Source organism: Mycetocola sp. BIGb0189, assembly GCF_024810155.1.
GTDB classification, from domain to species: domain Bacteria; phylum Actinomycetota; class Actinomycetes; order Actinomycetales; family Microbacteriaceae; genus Mycetocola; species Mycetocola lacteus.
The window spans coordinates 136,698-152,710 of the sequence record NZ_JANUED010000003.1; the positions used below are offsets into that span (position 1 = coordinate 136,698).

Genomic DNA, 16,013 nt, shown 5'->3' on the forward strand with positions numbered 1-16,013 from the left:
AGTGCAGAGAAATGGGGGTGCCTTTCGCGCGGGGAACACCCTATTCTCCCGAGCTTCACTGAACGTTCGCGCTACGCGCACCTGAGCGCTCGCCGCACCCCGAATTTGCCGGTACACTTGTGGATACCAACATCGATCCGGCCATCACCGGGGAGTTTTCGGAAGAGCGCGGCTGCGGCCGCGGGTAGAACCGAACGGGTCAGGCCCGTCACAGCCCAATGAAGCGATTCGCCCCCTGCCCGGGGATCAGCGAATAAGCGAGGTGGTACCGCGGCTCATGTCGTCCTCGCAGGAGAAAATCTCACTGCCAGGAGTTGCACATGTCGTATCCGAAGTCCCAGGACTCCCAGCCCGGTGCCGCGTTCGGTATCCAGGCCTCGCCGCGTTTCCCCGAGATCGAGGAGCAGATCCTCGAGTTTTGGCGTACCGATGGGACGTTCCAGGCCTCGATTGACAACCGCGAGGGTGCCCCCGAGTGGACCTTCTATGACGGCCCTCCCTTCGCCAACGGCCTCCCGCACTACGGTCACCTGCTGACCGGCTACGCCAAGGACCTGTTCCCGCGCTTCCAGACCATGCGCGGCAAGCAGGTCCACCGCCGCTTCGGTTGGGACACCCACGGTCTGCCCGCCGAGCTCGAAGCCGAGCGTGAGCTGGGCATCACCGATAAGAGCCAGATCGAGGAGATGGGTCTGGCCGCGTTCAACAACGCCGCGCGTGAGGGTGTGCTGAAGTACACCCGCGAGTGGGAGCGTTATGTGACCCGCCAGGCGCGCTGGGTCGACTTCGAAAACGACTATAAGACCCTCGACATCGACTTCATGGAGAGCGTCATCTGGGCGTTCAAGCAGCTGCACTCCAAGGACCTCGCCTATGAGGGCTACCGGGTGCTGCCGTACTGCTGGCGCGACCAGACCCCGCTGTCCAACCACGAGCTGCGGATGGATGACGACGTCTATAAGGACCGTCAGGACCAGACCGTCACCGTGACCTTCCCCTTCGCCGGCGAACGCGCCGACGCCCTGGAGCTCACCGGTGTGAAGGCCCTGGCCTGGACCACGACCCCGTGGACCCTGCCCACCAACGTTGCCCTGGTTGTGGGCCCGGCCATCAGCTACGCCGTGCTGCCCGCGGGCCCGAACGGTGCCCACGACGGTGGCGACGCCGCTTCGCAGTACCTACTGGCCGCCGACCTGGTCGGCAGCTACGCCAAGGACCTGGGGTACGAGGATGCCGCCGCGGCCACCGCCGCGATCACCCGCACCCTGGTTGGCGAAGAGCTGGTGGGCACCCGCTACACCCCGGTGTTTGACTACTACCAGTCCACCGAGGACCTGGATATGTCCAACGCCTGGCAGATCCTCTCCGACGACTACGTCAGCACCACCGACGGTACCGGTATCGTCCACCAGGCCCCGGCCTACGGTGAGGACGACCAGCGCATCTGTCAGGCCGCCGGCATCCCCGTGGTGCTCTCGGTGGACGAGGGTGGACGCTTCCTCCCCGAGGTGACCGACGTGGCCGGCGAGCTGTGGTTCGAGGCCAATAAGCCGCTGACCAACCTGCTCAAGGAGAAGGGACGCCTGCTGCGTCAGGCCAGCTACGTGCACTCCTACCCGCACTGCTGGCGCTGCCGTAACCCGCTGATCTACAAGGCCGTGTCGAGCTGGTTTGTCAAGGTTCCCGAGTTCAAGGGTCGCATGGGCGAGCTCAACCAGGAGATCAACTGGGTTCCGGAGAACGTCAAGGATGGCCAGTTTGGTAAGTGGGTGGCCGGTGCCCGCGACTGGTCGATCAGCCGCAACCGCTACTGGGGTTCGCCGATCCCGGTGTGGAAGAGCGACAACCCCGACTACCCGCGCATCGATGTTTACGGATCGCTGGATGAGCTTGAGGCCGACTTCGGTGTGCGTCCGACCGACCTGCACCGCCCCTACATCGACGAGCTGACCCGTCCGAACCCGGACGACCCCACCGGCCAGTCCACCATGCGCCGGATCACCGATGTGCTGGATGTCTGGTTCGACTCGGGCTCGATGCCCTTCGCCCAGGTGCACTACCCGTTCGAGAACCAGGAGTGGTTCGAGAGCCACAACCCGGCCGACTTCATCGTCGAGTACATCGGGCAGACCCGCGGCTGGTTCTACATGCTGCACACCCTGTCCACCGCACTGTTTGACCGTCCGGCGTTCAAGAACGTCATCAGCCACGGCATCGTGCTGGGTAACGACGGCCAGAAGATGAGCAAGTCGCTGCGTAACTACCCGGATGTGAACGAGGTCTTTGACCGCGACGGATCCGATGCGATGCGCTGGTTCCTGCTCTCCAGCTCGGTCATCCGCGGCGGCAACCTGGTAGTCACCGAGGAGGGCATCCGCGAGGGTGTGCGCTCGGTCCTGCTGCCGATGTGGAACTCCTGGTACTTCTTCTCGATGTACGCCAACCTCGCCACCGAGGGCGGCTACGACGCCAAGCGCCGCACCGACTCGACCGACGTGCTGGACCGCTACATCCTGGCCAAGACCCGTCAGCTGGTCATCGAGGTCACCGATCACCTGGAGCACTTCGACACCCCGTTGGCCGCGGCCGCTCTGCGTGACTTCGCCGACGTGCTCACCAACTGGTACGTGCGTCGCTCGCGCGACCGGTTCTGGGCGGGCGTGGACGCGGACGGTAACGGCAGCGAGGCGTTTGACACCCTCTACACCGTGCTGGAAACCCTCACCCGGGTGGCCGCGCCGTTCCTGCCGCTGGTGACCGAGCAGATCTGGAAGGGTCTGACCGGTGGCCGTTCGGTGCACCTGACCGACTACCCGAGCGCCGATGAGCTGCCCGCCGATGACGCGCTGGTGGCCGCGATGGACCAGGTCCGTCAGATCGCCTCGACCTCGCTGGCCCTGCGCAAGAAGGCCGGTCTGCGCGTGCGTCTGCCGCTGGCGACCCTCACCGTGGTGGCCGCCGACACCGCGGGCCTCGCGGCCTTCGAGTCGACCCTGCGCGATGAGCTCAACGTCAAGTCCGTCGAGTTCGTGGAGCTCGCCGAGGACAGCGCCGCAAGCTACGGCATCACCTCGAAGCTCGCCGTGAACGCCCGTGCCGCGGGTCCGCGCCTGGGCAAGGAGGTGCAGACCGTGATCAAGGCGGCCCGCGCCGGCGACTGGAGCCAGGACGGTGACGTGGTCACCGCCGGTGGCATCGCCCTCGAGCCGCACGAGTACGAGCTGACCCTTGAGGTGGGCGATGGTGGTTCGGCCGACAACGCGCTGGCCCTGCTGGCCGGTGGCGGATTTGTGCTGCTGAACACCGTGACCACCCCGGAGCTGGAGGCCGAGGGCCTGGCCCGCGACGTGATCCGCGCGGTGCAGGACACCCGCAAGGCCGCCGGCTTTGAGGTGTCCGACCGGATCCGCCTGGACCTGGTCTTCGCCGACGCCGCCGACGCCGAGGCCGTGACCGTGGCCACCGAGCTGGTGGACATCGCCGGGGAGACCCTCGCCACCGAGTTTGGCCTGATCGGTCTGCCCGAGGGTTCCGCCCTCGCGGCGGCCGAGGGCACCGACTGGCTGGCTGAGGTGCTCGATGAGCGTCCCGAGTTTGCGCAGTCGATCGCCGCGGGCAAGTTCGCCAACGCCGGTCGCTTCATCGTGGCGGTTTCCCGCCTCGATGCCTCCACCGACATCTAATTCCCACCTTATTTCACACTCAGTAGTGCGATCCGGGTTCGTCCCCGCGGCCCGGATCGCATATCGAAGGGATCGGCTCTTATGACTCACTCCTCCAACGAACCCGAACTTCCCGCCGACGCGGCGGCCGAGGACGCGGCGGAACTCGCCGCGCTTGGTGAACCTGCCCTGCCCGCTGATGCGGCGGCCGAGGACGCGGCGGAACTCGCCGCGCTTTCCGGTCCGCTGGGTCTTCCCGTCTCCGATCCGTCGGATGTGGGGGAGGACGCCGAAACCGACGTGGATGAGGAAATCCTCAACAGCGAATTCGACACCGACCGTGCGGCGGTCGTGTTTGCCAAGCTGATGCAGCGCACCGGCGAGGTGGCCCCCGAGCCGCGCCTGGATGCCACTGCCCGCGTGCTGGAGCTGCTGGGTGACCCGCAGCACCAGGTCCCGGTGATTCAGATAACCGGAACCAACGGTAAGACCAGTACCTCGCGGATGATCGAGTCGCTGCTGCGCGCCCACGGGCTGCGCACCGGGCTGTTCACCAGCCCGCACCTGGTGCACTTCACCGAGCGCATCTGCATCGACGGTAAGCCGATCGCCCACGCGGCGGTGGCCGATAACTGGGACGACATCGAGCCGTTCCTGGAGATCGTGGACGCCGAGCTGGTGGCCGCCGGCAAGCCGAAGATCACCTTCTTTGAAGCGCTGACCATCCTCGGATTCGCCTGCTTCGCCGACGCCCCGGTCGATGTGGCCGTGGTTGAGGTGGGCATGGGCGGCACCTGGGATTCCACCAACGTCGCCAACGCTCAGATCGCCGTGCTGACCCCGGTGGACCTGGATCACGTGGGCAAGCTCGGCCGCAACATCGCCGAGATCGCCGCGACCAAGGCGGGCATCATCAAGCCCGGTGCGATCGTAGTGTCGGCCGCGCAGAAGCCCGAGGCGCTGGAGCAGATCAACGCCCGCGCGGCCGAAGTGGGGGCGACCGTGGTGTTGCAGGATCGCGACTTTGAACTCACCGAGGACATCGTGGCCGTGGGTGGTCAGCAGATCACCGTGCGCGGTCGCGCGGCCACCTATTCCGAGCTGTACCTGCCCTTCTACGGGGATCACCAGGCGCAGAATGCGGCCGTGGCGATCACCGCGGTCGAGGCGTTCCTCGGCGACGGCGAGCGTCCACTGGGCGAGGAGCCGCTGACCGAGGGTCTGGCCCTGGCTACCAGCCCGGGACGCCTGCAGCTGATCGGCACCGACCCCACCATCCTGGTGGATGCGGCCCACAACCCGCACGGTGCGCGTTCGCTGCGCGCGGCGATCGAGCGCTACTTTGACGTGGATGAGGTGGCCCTGGTTGCCGGCATCCTCAGCGATAAGGACGCCGCCGGAATCTTCCGCGAGCTGGCCCCGATCGTGACCACCGCCCTGGTGACCCGCTCCAGCTCGGAGCGTTCCACCGACGTGGATGCGCTCGCGCAGATCGCCCTGAGCGAGCTGCCCGACACCCTGGTTGCCCCGTATGAGGAGCTGGTGGACGCGCTGCTGGCCGCCCGCGAGTGGGCCGATGAGGCGCCGCGCCGCATGGTTGTGGTGACCGGATCGATCGTGCTGGGCGGCGAGGCGATCGAGATCGCCGCCGACCGCGAGTGGAAGGCGTAGTCGTGGCGGGACGAGTCCGGCGCCAGCGCGGCGTCAAGGAGATGCTGCTGTCGATCATCCTGGGTTTTGAACTCATCATCATCGGCCTGGCCTCCCTGACGGTGTTTGGGCTGAAGGCCGCACCGGGCGAGCCCTGGTATGCGCTGGTGGGTGGCGGCGTGGTCATCGTGATCATGCTGGTCGCCCTGGCCACGCTGAAGAGCCCGCTGGGCGAGATTCTCGGCTGGGTGGTGCAGGCATGCCTGGTGGCCGCGGGCTTCCTGGTGGGCGAGATCTGGGTGGCCGCCGCTCTGTTCCTGGCACTCTGGATCTACGGTGTCTACAAGGGCACGCAGCTCGACGAGCGCAACGCCGCCTTCCGCCGGCACCAGGAGGCGGCCGGCGAATAGCCACCGTTTCCCTGCCACCTCTACACACGCCGCGGCGCGGGTCCTCCGGGATCCGCGCCGCGGCGTTTGTGCGTGTCTGCGACCGTGTCCACCTTGTCCTGCGGCCAACGCCTGGCTCTCGGCCAGATCCCCAGAACCGCGGCATTTTTCCTCTTGAAGGCACGTTCTTTTCTGGCGAAGCCTGGGATTCGTCCACCCTTCGACGTAGCGTTCTCGCAACGGACACCGCTTCGAGTGTCGCGTTCTTTAGCGGGAAGGGTGCGGGGAGTGCGTAAGCGCGGGGTGGCGGGGATCGCGGTGGTGGCCTGTGTCCTCACCCTGATTCTTGCTGCCCTGATCACCGACTTGCGGGATCGTTCCCTTCCCGAGGCGGTGGGGGCACGGGCGAGTGTCGTGCTGACGTATCCGTCCGGTGCGACCGACGACGCCCGTCTCAGATCCGACCTTGCCGCAGCGAGTGCGCGATTCGGGTTGGGGCTGGTGCGGGCACTTCCGGCGGCAGTATCGGGAGGTGGATCCGTGTACGCGGAGCTCGAACGGGAGCGTGATCGCCCCAAGAGCGTTCCTCGATTCGGTCCGCTGCCCGCGGCTAGCCTGGTTGGGGCAGATCGGCTTGAGTCGAGCCCGACGGCGGGGGAGTATCTGGTTACGGGGACAACCGCGGACCGCGCCGGTTTCGCTCGCTGGGCACGTTCGGTCGCAATCGATATGAGTTGGCGTCAGGACTCCCCGGGGGAGACTATACGCCTGGTGCTGAGCCAACCGAGCTTTCTCATGGCGACGCTTGCGGTCTTCGGGCTGAGCATTGTTTCCATGCTCGGCTGGCTCACGGTCCGAGCGCGCGGGCGAGCGCTCAGTATCCTGGCGGGGATCCGTCCGAGCAGGGTTTTGCTTGCGGATATTCGCCTCTTTAGCGGCACGTTCCTGGGAACCTCCACCGCGCTGACGGCCGTGACGGCGCTCATTGTTGGGCTGTGGCGCGGCTGGGTATTTGTGCCGCGAATCGCCACCCTCCTGGCGGGCGGAATTCTCACTGGGTGGATTCTGGCTGTTCTGGTGGGGGTCTCGGTAACGGCCGCATCTCTTCCGACGTCACGGATGCTGGCTCGGCGGATACCGCCCATGCGTGCACTGGGACGCGTGGGTGCGATCGCTCGAGTGATCCTGCTGGCCGCGGTTTTGGGAACGCTGTCGCCCGCACTGAGTGCACAGGCGCAGGCTTCGGACGCGGCGCGTCAACTCTCGCAGTGGGAAAGTCTGGGACAGCGCACGGAGATCGTGATCCCATCCGGTACCGAGGAGCGGTGGCAGCGTCTGAGAACCCCGGTTGCGGCCATGCTGCGCGCTGCCGATGAGCGCGGCTTGGCGGCGCTATCGATCGTCTGGGAGCGGGAGCAACTGCGTGAGTATGGGGTAACCGGAAATATCCCGGCGGCGATCATGTTTGCCACGCCGCGCTGGTTTCCCGAGGATCGAGTTCCCGCGGGAACCCGCAATCGAGCCTCGCAATCACTGCGCGAATCCTTTCGGCAGGATCTTGAAAACTGGACCGGGACGTCCGAGCAGGCTCGTTCTGTTTCAGAAAGTCTCGAGCTGTTGACTCCGGTGCCGGGCACCGATGTCCTCGGAGTGGGACTCGGAAACGGCACCCTGGACGCGCGACCAGGGGTGGGAATCGTGATGTTTGAAAACCTCAACGTGTTCAATAATGATTTTCTCGCCGCACTCGCAACCAGCGGCAATATCGTGCTTCGTGATCGTGAATCGGCCCAGCAGCTGCTCGCCGAATTTGGGCTACAGGGTGAGGTGCGCGCACGCTACATTGCCGAAAACGGGCTGGTTCAGGCGCAGTTCGCCGCGGGTTTTGCCACGCTGAGCGCCGCGGCCTTGGCCGCACTCATACTGGGGCTCGTGTTGGCCACCATCCTGGGGGCGCGCATTCACGCGGAGGTGAATGCGCGGGCCGACCATCCGCTGCGGGTGGCCGGCGTACGGCCACTACGTGTGGTGGCCGCCCGGGTGCGAACCGAGAGCATTCAGGCGGCCGCGGTGGTTGTGACCATCACCGCAATCGTTGGCATCGCCCAACAACCGGGGTTCTGGATCGTTGCCGGTGTGGGGGTGCTCGCGATCCTCCTGACCCCGCTCACCCATATGCGCGCCGGACAGCGCGTGTTTGTCAATCTGCGCCACCGACGTATTTAGGGAAGACCATGCACGTTGAAACCCAAAACCTCGAGGTCCGCCTCGCCGATCACACACTGATTCGGGGAGTCTCACTGTCCTGTGCCCCGGGAACCATCACCGCGCTCTCCGGGCCCAGTGGCAGTGGTAAGACCGCCCTGCTGCATACACTCGGGCTCCTGATCCCGATTTCGGGCGGCAAGCTACTGGTAGACGGGACCGATTTTTCCCGCGCCTCGGAGCGTACCCGTCGCGCATTCTGGCGTGAGCATGCGGCTTTTGTCTTTCAGGACTATGGCACCATCGAGGAGCGTACGGTTGCAGCCAACACGGTTATGGCGCTGGGCCCACTCGGGGCCACCGTGCGTGGAGACGCCGGAAAACTGCACGCGGCGCTGGAACAGGTGGGGCTCTCCGGGCGCGAGCGGGAGCTTGCCGCGCGGCTCAGCGGTGGCGAAAAGCAGCGGCTCGCGATTGCCCGTGCCATCTATCGGCAGGCGCACCTGATCCTCGCCGACGAACCCACCGCCTCACTCGATGCCGGCAATCGCGCACGAGTGATGAGTCTGCTGCGTACGCGGGCGGAGGCCGGCGCAACGGTGGTCATCACAACCCACGATGAGGACTTTGCCGATACCTGCGACACCCGATTTCGACTCGGATAGTCACGTGCACCCGTGTGAAGGGGGATCCTTATCCCGCGGCGTCCGCACTACCGCGCCACCACCTCCACACCCAGGCCGGTGCAGAAGGTGATCAGCCGGGGGAGTCCGGCCGTGGGGTCGTCGAAGTCCCAGTGGAGCTCGGATTCGGGGGCGAGGGCCTGGGGTGCGCGGTCTCCGAAGAGCACGAATGCACGGTCCGAGTTGCACTGGCGGCTCATATAGGCGATGCCGTCGAACCCCGCTTCGTGGGCGGCGCGTGCCCAGTGCACCGTGTGTTCATAGTGGGCGGCGGGGGTTGCGGTGACCTGGTCGGCGCTCACCCCGAGCCGGCGTAGGCCGAGGCCCAGCAGCGCGGCAAGGCGCAGCGGGCGGGTCGTGGTGATTCGGGAGAGACGTCGGCCACGGTACGCGGAGGGGAGCAGGATGCCGCCACTCAGCGGGGTGTCGTGGAGCAGGGTTTCGGCGATCGCCGCCTGCTCGGTTTCGGCCGCATAGAGCACCGGAACGACCGGATCCCCGAAAAAGGCGAACCGGCTGGGTGCCCCGTACCCGGGATTAAAGGTGGTCGCCAGGCGCTCGGCCGCGTGCACGCGAAACAGGTCTTGGCCCGCGGGGAGCTCGATCGTCTCGGGATCGAACGGTTCCGGCGGTGCCGGAACTACCAGCCGGGGTTCCATGCGCGCCGGGCAATCTCCAAAACCCGCTCGGGATCGGTGTCGATGAGGTCGACCGGACGGGCGCCGTCTGCGACATACGTGGTCGGCGAACACAGCCACAGGACCGCGTCGATCTCATCCCATCCGCTCGTGTGGGCGAGTGCCACCAGCGGTTTCACGAGGGGCTTCACTCGGCCGCGCTCGCGATCAAACTGGAACCCCGGATAGACAAACCGGTTGAGCCGTTTCAGGGCCAGGAGCTCGCCGCGCCCGCGCATATCGCTCGCCAGCGCACGAATGGCGCTCGGGGTGGAGGAGGAACCGAGGATCTTGGCCACCTCTGCGCTGGTGAGTAGACCAAACTCGGTTTCGATCGCCCGGATCGCGTTTTCACCCGCCTGGGCACCGCGGGCCAGGGCCGGATGTGGGGTGTGGGTCGTGCGGGCGAGAACACCGGAGAGCTCGCTCACCGCGGTCCGGGCGCGTACCCGGTCCAGGAGGTCGGCCACCTCTGCGGGGGTCGCGTCGGCACCGGTCACCGCGCGCACGGCCTCGTGTACCAGGGCGGCGTCGGCGGCGGTGCGCTGCTGCTTGATCGGCATGATTCCTCCGTTTCCTACGATCGAGTCTAACGTTGGTATCGCCGGAGATCCAGGTTTTCCCGCGAAATTCCGGGCTTTTCCGCATCGCTGAAAAAACATGCCGACTGTTTTGTGACGATCCCCGTGCCGGAAACGTCCTAGTAGTGTCGCCGCTTCAGGCGATCCGCACCACCGAGTGCGGACAGGTTTGTGAAGGAGAACATCATGGCTAACGTAACCGGAACCAACCCCCAGACGAAGATCGACCCGACGGCCGCGGCCGCCGGAAGCCTCGGTGGCAAAACCACCATTGATGACGGAGTCGTCGCCAAGATCGCCGGTATTGCCGCCCGCGAGGTTCCCGGCGTCTACGCCCTCGGCGGAGGTGCCGCCCGTGTGGTCGGCGCGATCCGCGATGCACTGAACACCACCGATCTCACCCAGGGCATCAGCGTCGAGGTGGGCGAGAAGCAGGCCGCCGCCGACGTGACCATCGTGGCCGAGTACCCGGTATCCCTGCAGAAGGTCGCCGATGACGTACGCGCCGCGATCTACCGGGCGATCGAGGACCTGGTGGGTCTCGACGTCACCGAGGTCAACGTGACCGTCAACGACGTCCACATCCCCTCCGAGGATGACAACGAGGAGCAGAAGGCTCCGCAGGAGGCTCGAGTCCAGTGAGTAAGTCGGGAGTGGGGGCCGCAATCGGTGCGGTCCTCGCCCTGACCTGGATCGTGCTCGGCTTCTGGGCCTTTGTGCTCGTGGCCGTCGCGATGCTGGTGGGAGCGGGGATCGGGCGGATTGTTGATGGCCGACTGGATGTGCGCGCCCTGGCGGACGTGTTCCGTGGACGGCGTTCCTCGTCATGACCGGGGACGTCCGAGCCGATACCGGTGAGCGCAAACTCATCGGACGGACCACCGTCACGGGCCGGGCGCTTCAGCATCTCGCGGTGGGGCTGGTGCGCGATGCCGCACGGGTGACCGCCCAGGACGTATCGGTTTCCTTTTCGGATGAGGCCGGCGCGTTGAAGGCCACGGTGACCGTTCCGGTTGCCCTCGGCCAGCGTCCGGGGGACACCCTGATCACCCGGGCCGAGGCGCTTCGTGAAGCGGTGATCCGTGGGTTGGAGTCGCTTGCCGGACGCACCGTCTCGGTGGTGGACATCCGCTATTCGGGTGTCCGTGAAGTTCGCGAGAGGAGGGTTCTATGAGTATCGACACACAGGTGTACACCCGCGTCCTCCGGCGCGAGAGTCACGATTCACGCACCGCTCCGGCGGTGGTGACCGCGAGCCTGTTAGCCCTCCTGCTGGGTGCCCTGCTGGTGCTGGGTATCTGGATGATCATCGATGACCGGGTGGCCACGGGGGTGGCCGAGTTCCTCTCCGGACGTCACGTCGCATTCGATGTGGGGGCCGTGGCGCTGGGCGGCGGAATCCTTCTGCTGCTCCTGGCCATCCTGCTGATCTGGCTGGCGCTCGCGCCGGGTCGTCGCGATCGTCGATCGCGCAGCACCGACCGGCTGGCGATCCTCGTGGATAACGGGGTCCTCGCCGATACGGTGGCCGATCGGGTCGCCGAAGCCGAGGGCTTGGACCGCAGCAACGTCTCGGTGGTTGTGGGTCGCACTCGGGCGAGTGTGCACGTCACACCCACCAGCGGTGTGGCGCTCAATCCCGAATCCGTGCGTGAGGTCGCCCGGGAGACCCTCACCGCGGCCGGCTTTGTCAGCGAGGTTCGGGTACGAATCGCCGAACGGGGAGTGGTCTCATGAATGCAACCAATCGCATCGTGAATCGTGCCCTGCTGCTGGTCACCGGGCTCGCGCTCGCGGTTGTCGGCGCATTCCTTGCGCTGGCCAGCGGGCGTCTGCCCGCCTGGGCCGATGGTGTGCTGGATACCGTGGCCGGCTGGCTATCCGGGATCGGCGACTGGCTGGGATCGTTCTGGTTTGAACTGCCCGGCGGGGTGGCCCTCTCCGGGGCGGCCGTGTTGGCCATCGCCAAGATCATCGTTTTGCTGGTCCTGCTGATCATCTTCCTCTCCACCCGGGGAGGAGGAAAGACCGCCACCGTCCTGCGGGCCTCGGGGGAGCAGGGGGAGACCGCGCTGGATGCAAATCTGGCCGACACCCTGATCGCCGCCCGACTGCGGGAGAGCACCGATGTGCTCTCGGCCAGCACGAGCGTCTATCGGGTGCGACGCGCCCCGGCGATCCGGCTTGCCGTGACCCTGCGACGCGGAGCCCGGCTCCCGCGCGTGCTCGATGAGGTTCAGCACGCCGTGCGTGACTGGGATGCCCTGGCCGGCACAACAATTCCCGTGATTCTGCACCTGCAGGGTCGGGGATGGCTGGACCGGTGGCGCTCGGCAACGCGGGTGCGCTAGGTCGTCAATCTCAACAATCGTCAATCTCAACAAAAGGAGTGGTACGGATGCCAAAGAATCTCTTAATCATCGCAATCCTCGTGGCGGCGGCCTATTTTGTGGGCGTGCAGTCGGCAAAAAACCGCGGCAAGAACTATGAGGATCTGCGTCACCAGGTTGAACGTTTATGGACGAGTCCGGACGCCAAGAAGGCCCGGAAGAAGCTCGCCAAGAACGCCCAGAAATCCCTCGAGAAGACGCGTAAGTCTCTCGTCGGCAACTAGATCATCACGAAACAGAGGAGTCTCATCATGAGTGCAGAAAACCGAATCAAGGCAGCAGCGGACACCGTCGTCGGAAAGGCCAAGGAGGTCATTGGCACCGTCACCGACAATGACAAGCTGGTCGCCGAGGGCAAGGCCGATCAGGTCAAGGGCGATGTGAAGGACACCGTCGAGGACGTCAAGGACGCGTTTAAGAAGTAGTCGAGTCGGGGGCGAGCCACAGGGCTCGCCCCCGTTCACGTGACGATAGATAACGAATGGACAAAATACTCTTGTTTCGCGCGAGGCGGCGGGAGAGGATGAGTGCACAGCCAAGCCGCGGTCGGAGAAATCCGGGTGTGGCTGGCGGCGAATACTCATCGACTGAGGGGGACGGGGTATGAGCGGTGAACGGTTCTCTAGTGCGCTGGAAAACGCGGATGACCGGATCGTTGCCGGGCGGGCGGCCGACGGTGACACCGCGGCCTTCGCGGTCTTGGTCCGCAGGTATACACCCATGATGCGCGCCTATGCCCGCCGCATCCTACCCGGCAGCGCCGAGGTGGACGATGTGGTGCAGGACACCTTTATCACCGCCTGGGCGCAGCTGCCCGAGTTGGAAAATCTCGAGCGGGTGAAGAGCTGGCTGATGAGGATCACCAGCCGCAAGGCCGTGGATCGACTGCGCAGTAGCAAACCCCATGCGGATATTGACCTGGTGGAACCCGTGGCATCACCCGCCGCGACCCCACCACGTCGAGCCGAAGCGCTGGCGAGTGTTGCGGCTCTGAGCGCCGCGCTGAAAGAATTGCCGGACGCGCAGCGTGAGTGCTGGGTGCTCCGGGAGCTTGGTGATTACGGGTATGACGAGATTGCCGAGGAGCTGGATCTGCCACTCTCGACCGTCCGAGGCCTGCTGGCCCGCGCCCGAAAATACATCATCGTACGGATGGAGCAGTGGCGATGACCGGTGAACCAGACTATGACCTGAAAACCCTCGGCGTGGAGCCGGAGGAACTCGACGGGTTTACCCTCGAGGACCTGACCGACTACCTGGATGCCGGGCGCACGCCCGCCAATCCGGCGATCGAGGAGTCCGCGGGGTGCCGACTCGCGCTGGACGCCCTGGAGCGCCTGCGCGCGCTCACTCCCGAACTGCTGGCCGCGGATGTCGCGGCGGAACCGGCCACCGACGAGGGCTGGGTTCAGGGGATCTTGGCGGGGATCGCCCTGGATGCTCGGGCCGGCCGTCGCATTCCGCTGACCGAAGAGGTGCCCGGTGTTGATCTGGGCATCACCGAGGGTGCGCTTCGTGGACTCATCCGGGCCGCCGAAACCGCGGTCCCGGGTGTGCTGGTGGGACGCTGTCATCTCGACGGGGAGGTGGAGGAGTTTGGTGCCCCGGTCGGAATCCGGCTGGAGGTCGGCGTGGCCTTTGGCACCCCGATCCCCGCGGCCATCGCGCTGCTACGCGCAGAGATTGCCACACGTCTGCACACCCACACCGGGTTGAAAATCACCGGGATTGACGTCTCGGTGCGTGATGTGGCGGCACCGGACACCACCGGTCAGGGTGACCGATCGCAGGGAACCGAGCCGGAGGAAAACCGATGAGTACCGTCGAAGACTTTGAACTGGCCGCCGAGATTGAGGCGACCGTGCGCGCACTGCCGGGCGTGACCGGGGTGTTTCAGGCTGGGCTTACGGTGGCGCGGGTGGTCGAGGTGGGCGCTCGCCTGCTGGGGCTGCGCGATGGGGCGGCCACGCTTGTGCTGCTGGAGCGGGAATCCGATACGGTCCGGGTCAGCGTCGCAATCGGCGTGGACTCCGCATTCGGGGCCACCGAAACCGCCCGGCACACCCACGATGCGGTCGATACGTTACTGCGGGCCAGGGGGGACGCCGCCTCCAGCATCCAGTTGACGGTTGTGCACATCGAGGAGACGGCAGCACCCCGATCCATCCTGCCCGAAGCGGACGGAATAGCCCCGGTGTTGCCTGATCTGGTGTGAGGCTAGACGCGGGTCAGCCCTGGCGAACGTCCACCGGTAGTCCCGGGGCTCCCGCGCGATCATCACGAATAAACCACACCAGGACGAGTGCCGCCGCGATAACCGCGAAGTTGCCCAGCCCGCCAATCGCCGTGAGCGGGGAGTCCACCGAGTGCGCGGTGGACAGGAAAATGGTGGGGTCGGTGGAAGCGTGCAGCAGGATCGGCCAGATCAGGTTCCCGGTGACCCGCAGGGCAAGGTACATGCACAGGCCGAACGCGAACGTGTAGACCAGCTGGAATGCGGTAGCAAATAGTGGCTGGCCGGTCAGCAGGTTACTGGCGTGGAGGCCTGCGAACACCGCCGAGGACACCAGGGCCACGGTGATCTCTCGGTACCCGGCGTTGCGCAGCAGCCGGATCACAAGACCGCGGGTGAGGAGCTCCTCGGCAAAGCCGATGAAGAGCCCCGCAAGTAGCCAGGTGGCAACAATCTCAAATCCGTTGGCTGCATAGTCGATGGTGAGCAGGTGCAACACGTTGAATGCGAGCACCACGATGACGGCGATCCACATCCAGCCGCGGCCGGTGATGGGTTGGCGTGCAAACAGTGGTCGCAGCCATCCCAGGGAGAGGGAAAACCCGACCAGCAGCGCCCCGCCGACTGTCAGCGGCAGGATATAGCCCACCAGGATTGCCGCGGCCGAGCCCTCCGCGGTGTGCTCGGCCAGGGGGAGGAAGGCCAGCGAGAACACGTTGTACAGCACGATGTATGCGACCGCCAGCACGATCGCTCGCCACCATCCACCACGCTCCCAAAACCGTGCCCATGCGCTGGTCGTGCGTACCGAACTCGTCATGTTTCCCCCTTCGCGGTGAATCTCGCACCTCGACGCTGCCCGCGCAACGCCGTGTTTCGGCGTGGCACCGGCACCCCGCTACTGCGAATGTAGCGTTAGGTCTCGGCTCAAGAACAGCGTTCCCGCTCCCGGCGTGCACCCCAGTTCAAGGGGGTGCGCGGCGGGTATGAACGTCAGATGTTCGTCCGCCGCGCCGCCACGGTTCCCCGTCGGATCACCGGGCTTGTTATCGTGTGTGTGGGCTTTTGCCCTCCCCCTTTCCCAGACCTAGGAGGTCCCCATGGCCGTTGAAGAAACCCTCGTCCTTGTTAAGCCGGACGGTGTTGCCCGCAAGCTCAGTGGCGAGATCATCCGCCGGATCGAGGCCAAGGGCTACTCGGTTGTTGACCTGCGCATGGTCCAGCCGGAGCGTTCGCGTCTTGAGCAGCACTACGCCGAGCACCAGGGCAAGCCGTTCTACGAGCCCCTGGTTGCGTTCATGCTGGAGGGCCCGGTTGTGGCCATCCGCGTTGCCGGTGACCGCGTGATCGAGGGCTTCCGTGTCCTTGCCGGCACCACCGACCCGACCCTCGCCGCCCCCGGCACCATCCGTGGTGACTTCGGCCGCGACTGGGGCCTGGCCGTGCAGCAGAACCTGGTCCACGGATCCGACAGCGTCGAGTCCGCACAGCGTGAGCTGGGCCTCTGGTTCGACTAGGAGGCATCCAAAAAACGGCACCCCGA

19 protein-coding genes are annotated in these 16,013 nt (G+C 65.9%); 16 read left to right on the top strand and 3 right to left on the bottom strand.

Annotated elements, in window-relative coordinates:
- The first annotated feature begins 320 nt into the window (after positions 1 to 320).
- The 5 genes from ileS (at position 321) to M2390_RS05425 (ending at position 8,571) form a co-directional block, all read left to right on the top strand.
- Positions 321 to 3,683: an isoleucine--tRNA ligase gene (gene ileS / locus M2390_RS05405; RefSeq protein ID WP_259177518.1), complete on the top strand. Its 3,363-nt coding sequence runs from the start codon at positions 321 to 323 to the stop codon at positions 3,681 to 3,683.
- A gap of 345 nt (positions 3,684 to 4,028) precedes the next feature.
- A complete protein-coding gene (locus M2390_RS05410; protein WP_187978303.1) occupies positions 4,029 to 5,333 on the top strand; it encodes a folylpolyglutamate synthase/dihydrofolate synthase family protein in 1,305 nt (434 codons plus the stop codon).
- Positions 5,334 to 5,335: 2 nt separating this feature from the next.
- Positions 5,336 to 5,722 carry a DUF4233 domain-containing protein gene (locus tag M2390_RS05415; RefSeq protein ID WP_187978068.1) on the top strand — a complete coding sequence of 129 codons (387 nt, stop codon included), beginning with the start codon at positions 5,336 to 5,338 and terminating at the stop codon, positions 5,720 to 5,722.
- 267 nt (positions 5,723 to 5,989) lie between these two features.
- Positions 5,990 to 7,927 carry a hypothetical protein gene (locus M2390_RS05420; protein ID WP_259177519.1) on the top strand — a complete coding sequence of 646 codons (1,938 nt, stop codon included), beginning with the start codon at positions 5,990 to 5,992 and terminating at the stop codon, positions 7,925 to 7,927.
- Positions 7,928 to 7,935: 8 nt separating this feature from the next.
- Entirely contained in the window at positions 7,936 to 8,571 is a 636-nt protein-coding gene (locus tag M2390_RS05425) for an ABC transporter ATP-binding protein (protein WP_259177520.1), read from the top strand.
- 47 nt (positions 8,572 to 8,618) lie between these two features.
- Here the strand turns inward: M2390_RS05425 and M2390_RS05430 are convergent, their stop codons facing one another.
- Together M2390_RS05430 and M2390_RS05435 are read right to left on the bottom strand one after the other, a co-directional pair.
- Complete coding sequence (locus M2390_RS05430) at positions 8,619 to 9,248, bottom strand: RES family NAD+ phosphorylase (protein ID WP_259177521.1); 630 nt, start codon at positions 9,246 to 9,248, stop codon at positions 8,619 to 8,621.
- Positions 9,230 to 9,829: a hypothetical protein gene (locus M2390_RS05435; RefSeq protein WP_259177522.1), complete on the bottom strand. Its 600-nt coding sequence runs from the start codon at positions 9,827 to 9,829 to the stop codon at positions 9,230 to 9,232. Before M2390_RS05435 ends, M2390_RS05430 begins: the two co-directional genes overlap by 19 nt.
- A 204-nt stretch (positions 9,830 to 10,033) precedes the next feature.
- Between M2390_RS05435 and M2390_RS05440 the strand changes: the two genes are divergently transcribed.
- The 10 genes from M2390_RS05440 (at position 10,034) to M2390_RS05485 (ending at position 14,452) form a co-directional block, all read left to right on the top strand.
- A complete protein-coding gene (locus M2390_RS05440) occupies positions 10,034 to 10,489 on the top strand; it encodes an Asp23/Gls24 family envelope stress response protein (protein WP_259177523.1) in 456 nt (151 codons plus the stop codon).
- Entirely contained in the window at positions 10,486 to 10,677 is a 192-nt protein-coding gene (locus M2390_RS05445; protein ID WP_121688837.1) for a DUF2273 domain-containing protein, read from the top strand. Before M2390_RS05440 ends, M2390_RS05445 begins: the two co-directional genes overlap by 4 nt.
- Entirely contained in the window at positions 10,674 to 11,021 is a 348-nt protein-coding gene (locus M2390_RS05450) for a hypothetical protein (RefSeq protein WP_259177524.1), read from the top strand. Before M2390_RS05445 ends, M2390_RS05450 begins: the two co-directional genes overlap by 4 nt.
- Complete coding sequence (locus M2390_RS05455) at positions 11,018 to 11,584, top strand: DUF6286 domain-containing protein (RefSeq protein ID WP_259177525.1); 567 nt, start codon at positions 11,018 to 11,020, stop codon at positions 11,582 to 11,584. Before M2390_RS05450 ends, M2390_RS05455 begins: the two co-directional genes overlap by 4 nt.
- The gene (locus tag M2390_RS05460) at positions 11,581 to 12,198 is read left to right on the top strand and encodes a hypothetical protein (RefSeq protein ID WP_259177526.1); all 618 of its coding nucleotides are present in this window, start codon (positions 11,581 to 11,583) and stop codon (positions 12,196 to 12,198) included. The genes M2390_RS05455 and M2390_RS05460 overlap by 4 nt, the downstream gene beginning before the upstream one ends.
- A 47-nt stretch (positions 12,199 to 12,245) precedes the next feature.
- Complete coding sequence (locus tag M2390_RS05465; RefSeq protein WP_259177527.1) at positions 12,246 to 12,461, top strand: hypothetical protein; 216 nt, start codon at positions 12,246 to 12,248, stop codon at positions 12,459 to 12,461.
- A 27-nt stretch (positions 12,462 to 12,488) separates the two neighbouring features.
- On the top strand, positions 12,489 to 12,662 hold the full coding sequence (locus M2390_RS05470) for a CsbD family protein (protein ID WP_030143798.1): 174 nt from the start codon (positions 12,489 to 12,491) through the stop codon (positions 12,660 to 12,662).
- Positions 12,663 to 12,840: 178 nt separating this feature from the next.
- The gene (locus M2390_RS05475; protein ID WP_259177528.1) at positions 12,841 to 13,407 is read left to right on the top strand and encodes an RNA polymerase sigma factor; all 567 of its coding nucleotides are present in this window, start codon (positions 12,841 to 12,843) and stop codon (positions 13,405 to 13,407) included.
- Positions 13,404 to 14,054, top strand: coding sequence for an Asp23/Gls24 family envelope stress response protein (locus tag M2390_RS05480; protein WP_259177529.1), 651 nt, complete (start codon positions 13,404 to 13,406; stop codon positions 14,052 to 14,054). The genes M2390_RS05475 and M2390_RS05480 overlap by 4 nt, the downstream gene beginning before the upstream one ends.
- A complete protein-coding gene (locus tag M2390_RS05485; protein ID WP_259177530.1) occupies positions 14,051 to 14,452 on the top strand; it encodes a hypothetical protein in 402 nt (133 codons plus the stop codon). Before M2390_RS05480 ends, M2390_RS05485 begins: the two co-directional genes overlap by 4 nt.
- Before the next feature lie 13 nt (positions 14,453 to 14,465).
- Here the strand turns inward: M2390_RS05485 and M2390_RS05490 are convergent, their stop codons facing one another.
- On the bottom strand, positions 14,466 to 15,290 hold the full coding sequence (locus M2390_RS05490; protein WP_259177531.1) for a CPBP family intramembrane glutamic endopeptidase: 825 nt from the start codon (positions 15,288 to 15,290) through the stop codon (positions 14,466 to 14,468).
- Positions 15,291 to 15,570: 280 nt separating this feature from the next.
- Here M2390_RS05490 and ndk point away from each other — a divergent pair, with 280 nt between their 5' ends.
- Positions 15,571 to 15,987, top strand: coding sequence for a nucleoside-diphosphate kinase (gene ndk, locus M2390_RS05495; RefSeq protein ID WP_030143793.1), 417 nt, complete (start codon positions 15,571 to 15,573; stop codon positions 15,985 to 15,987).
- Positions 15,988 to 16,013 lie beyond the last annotated feature (26 nt).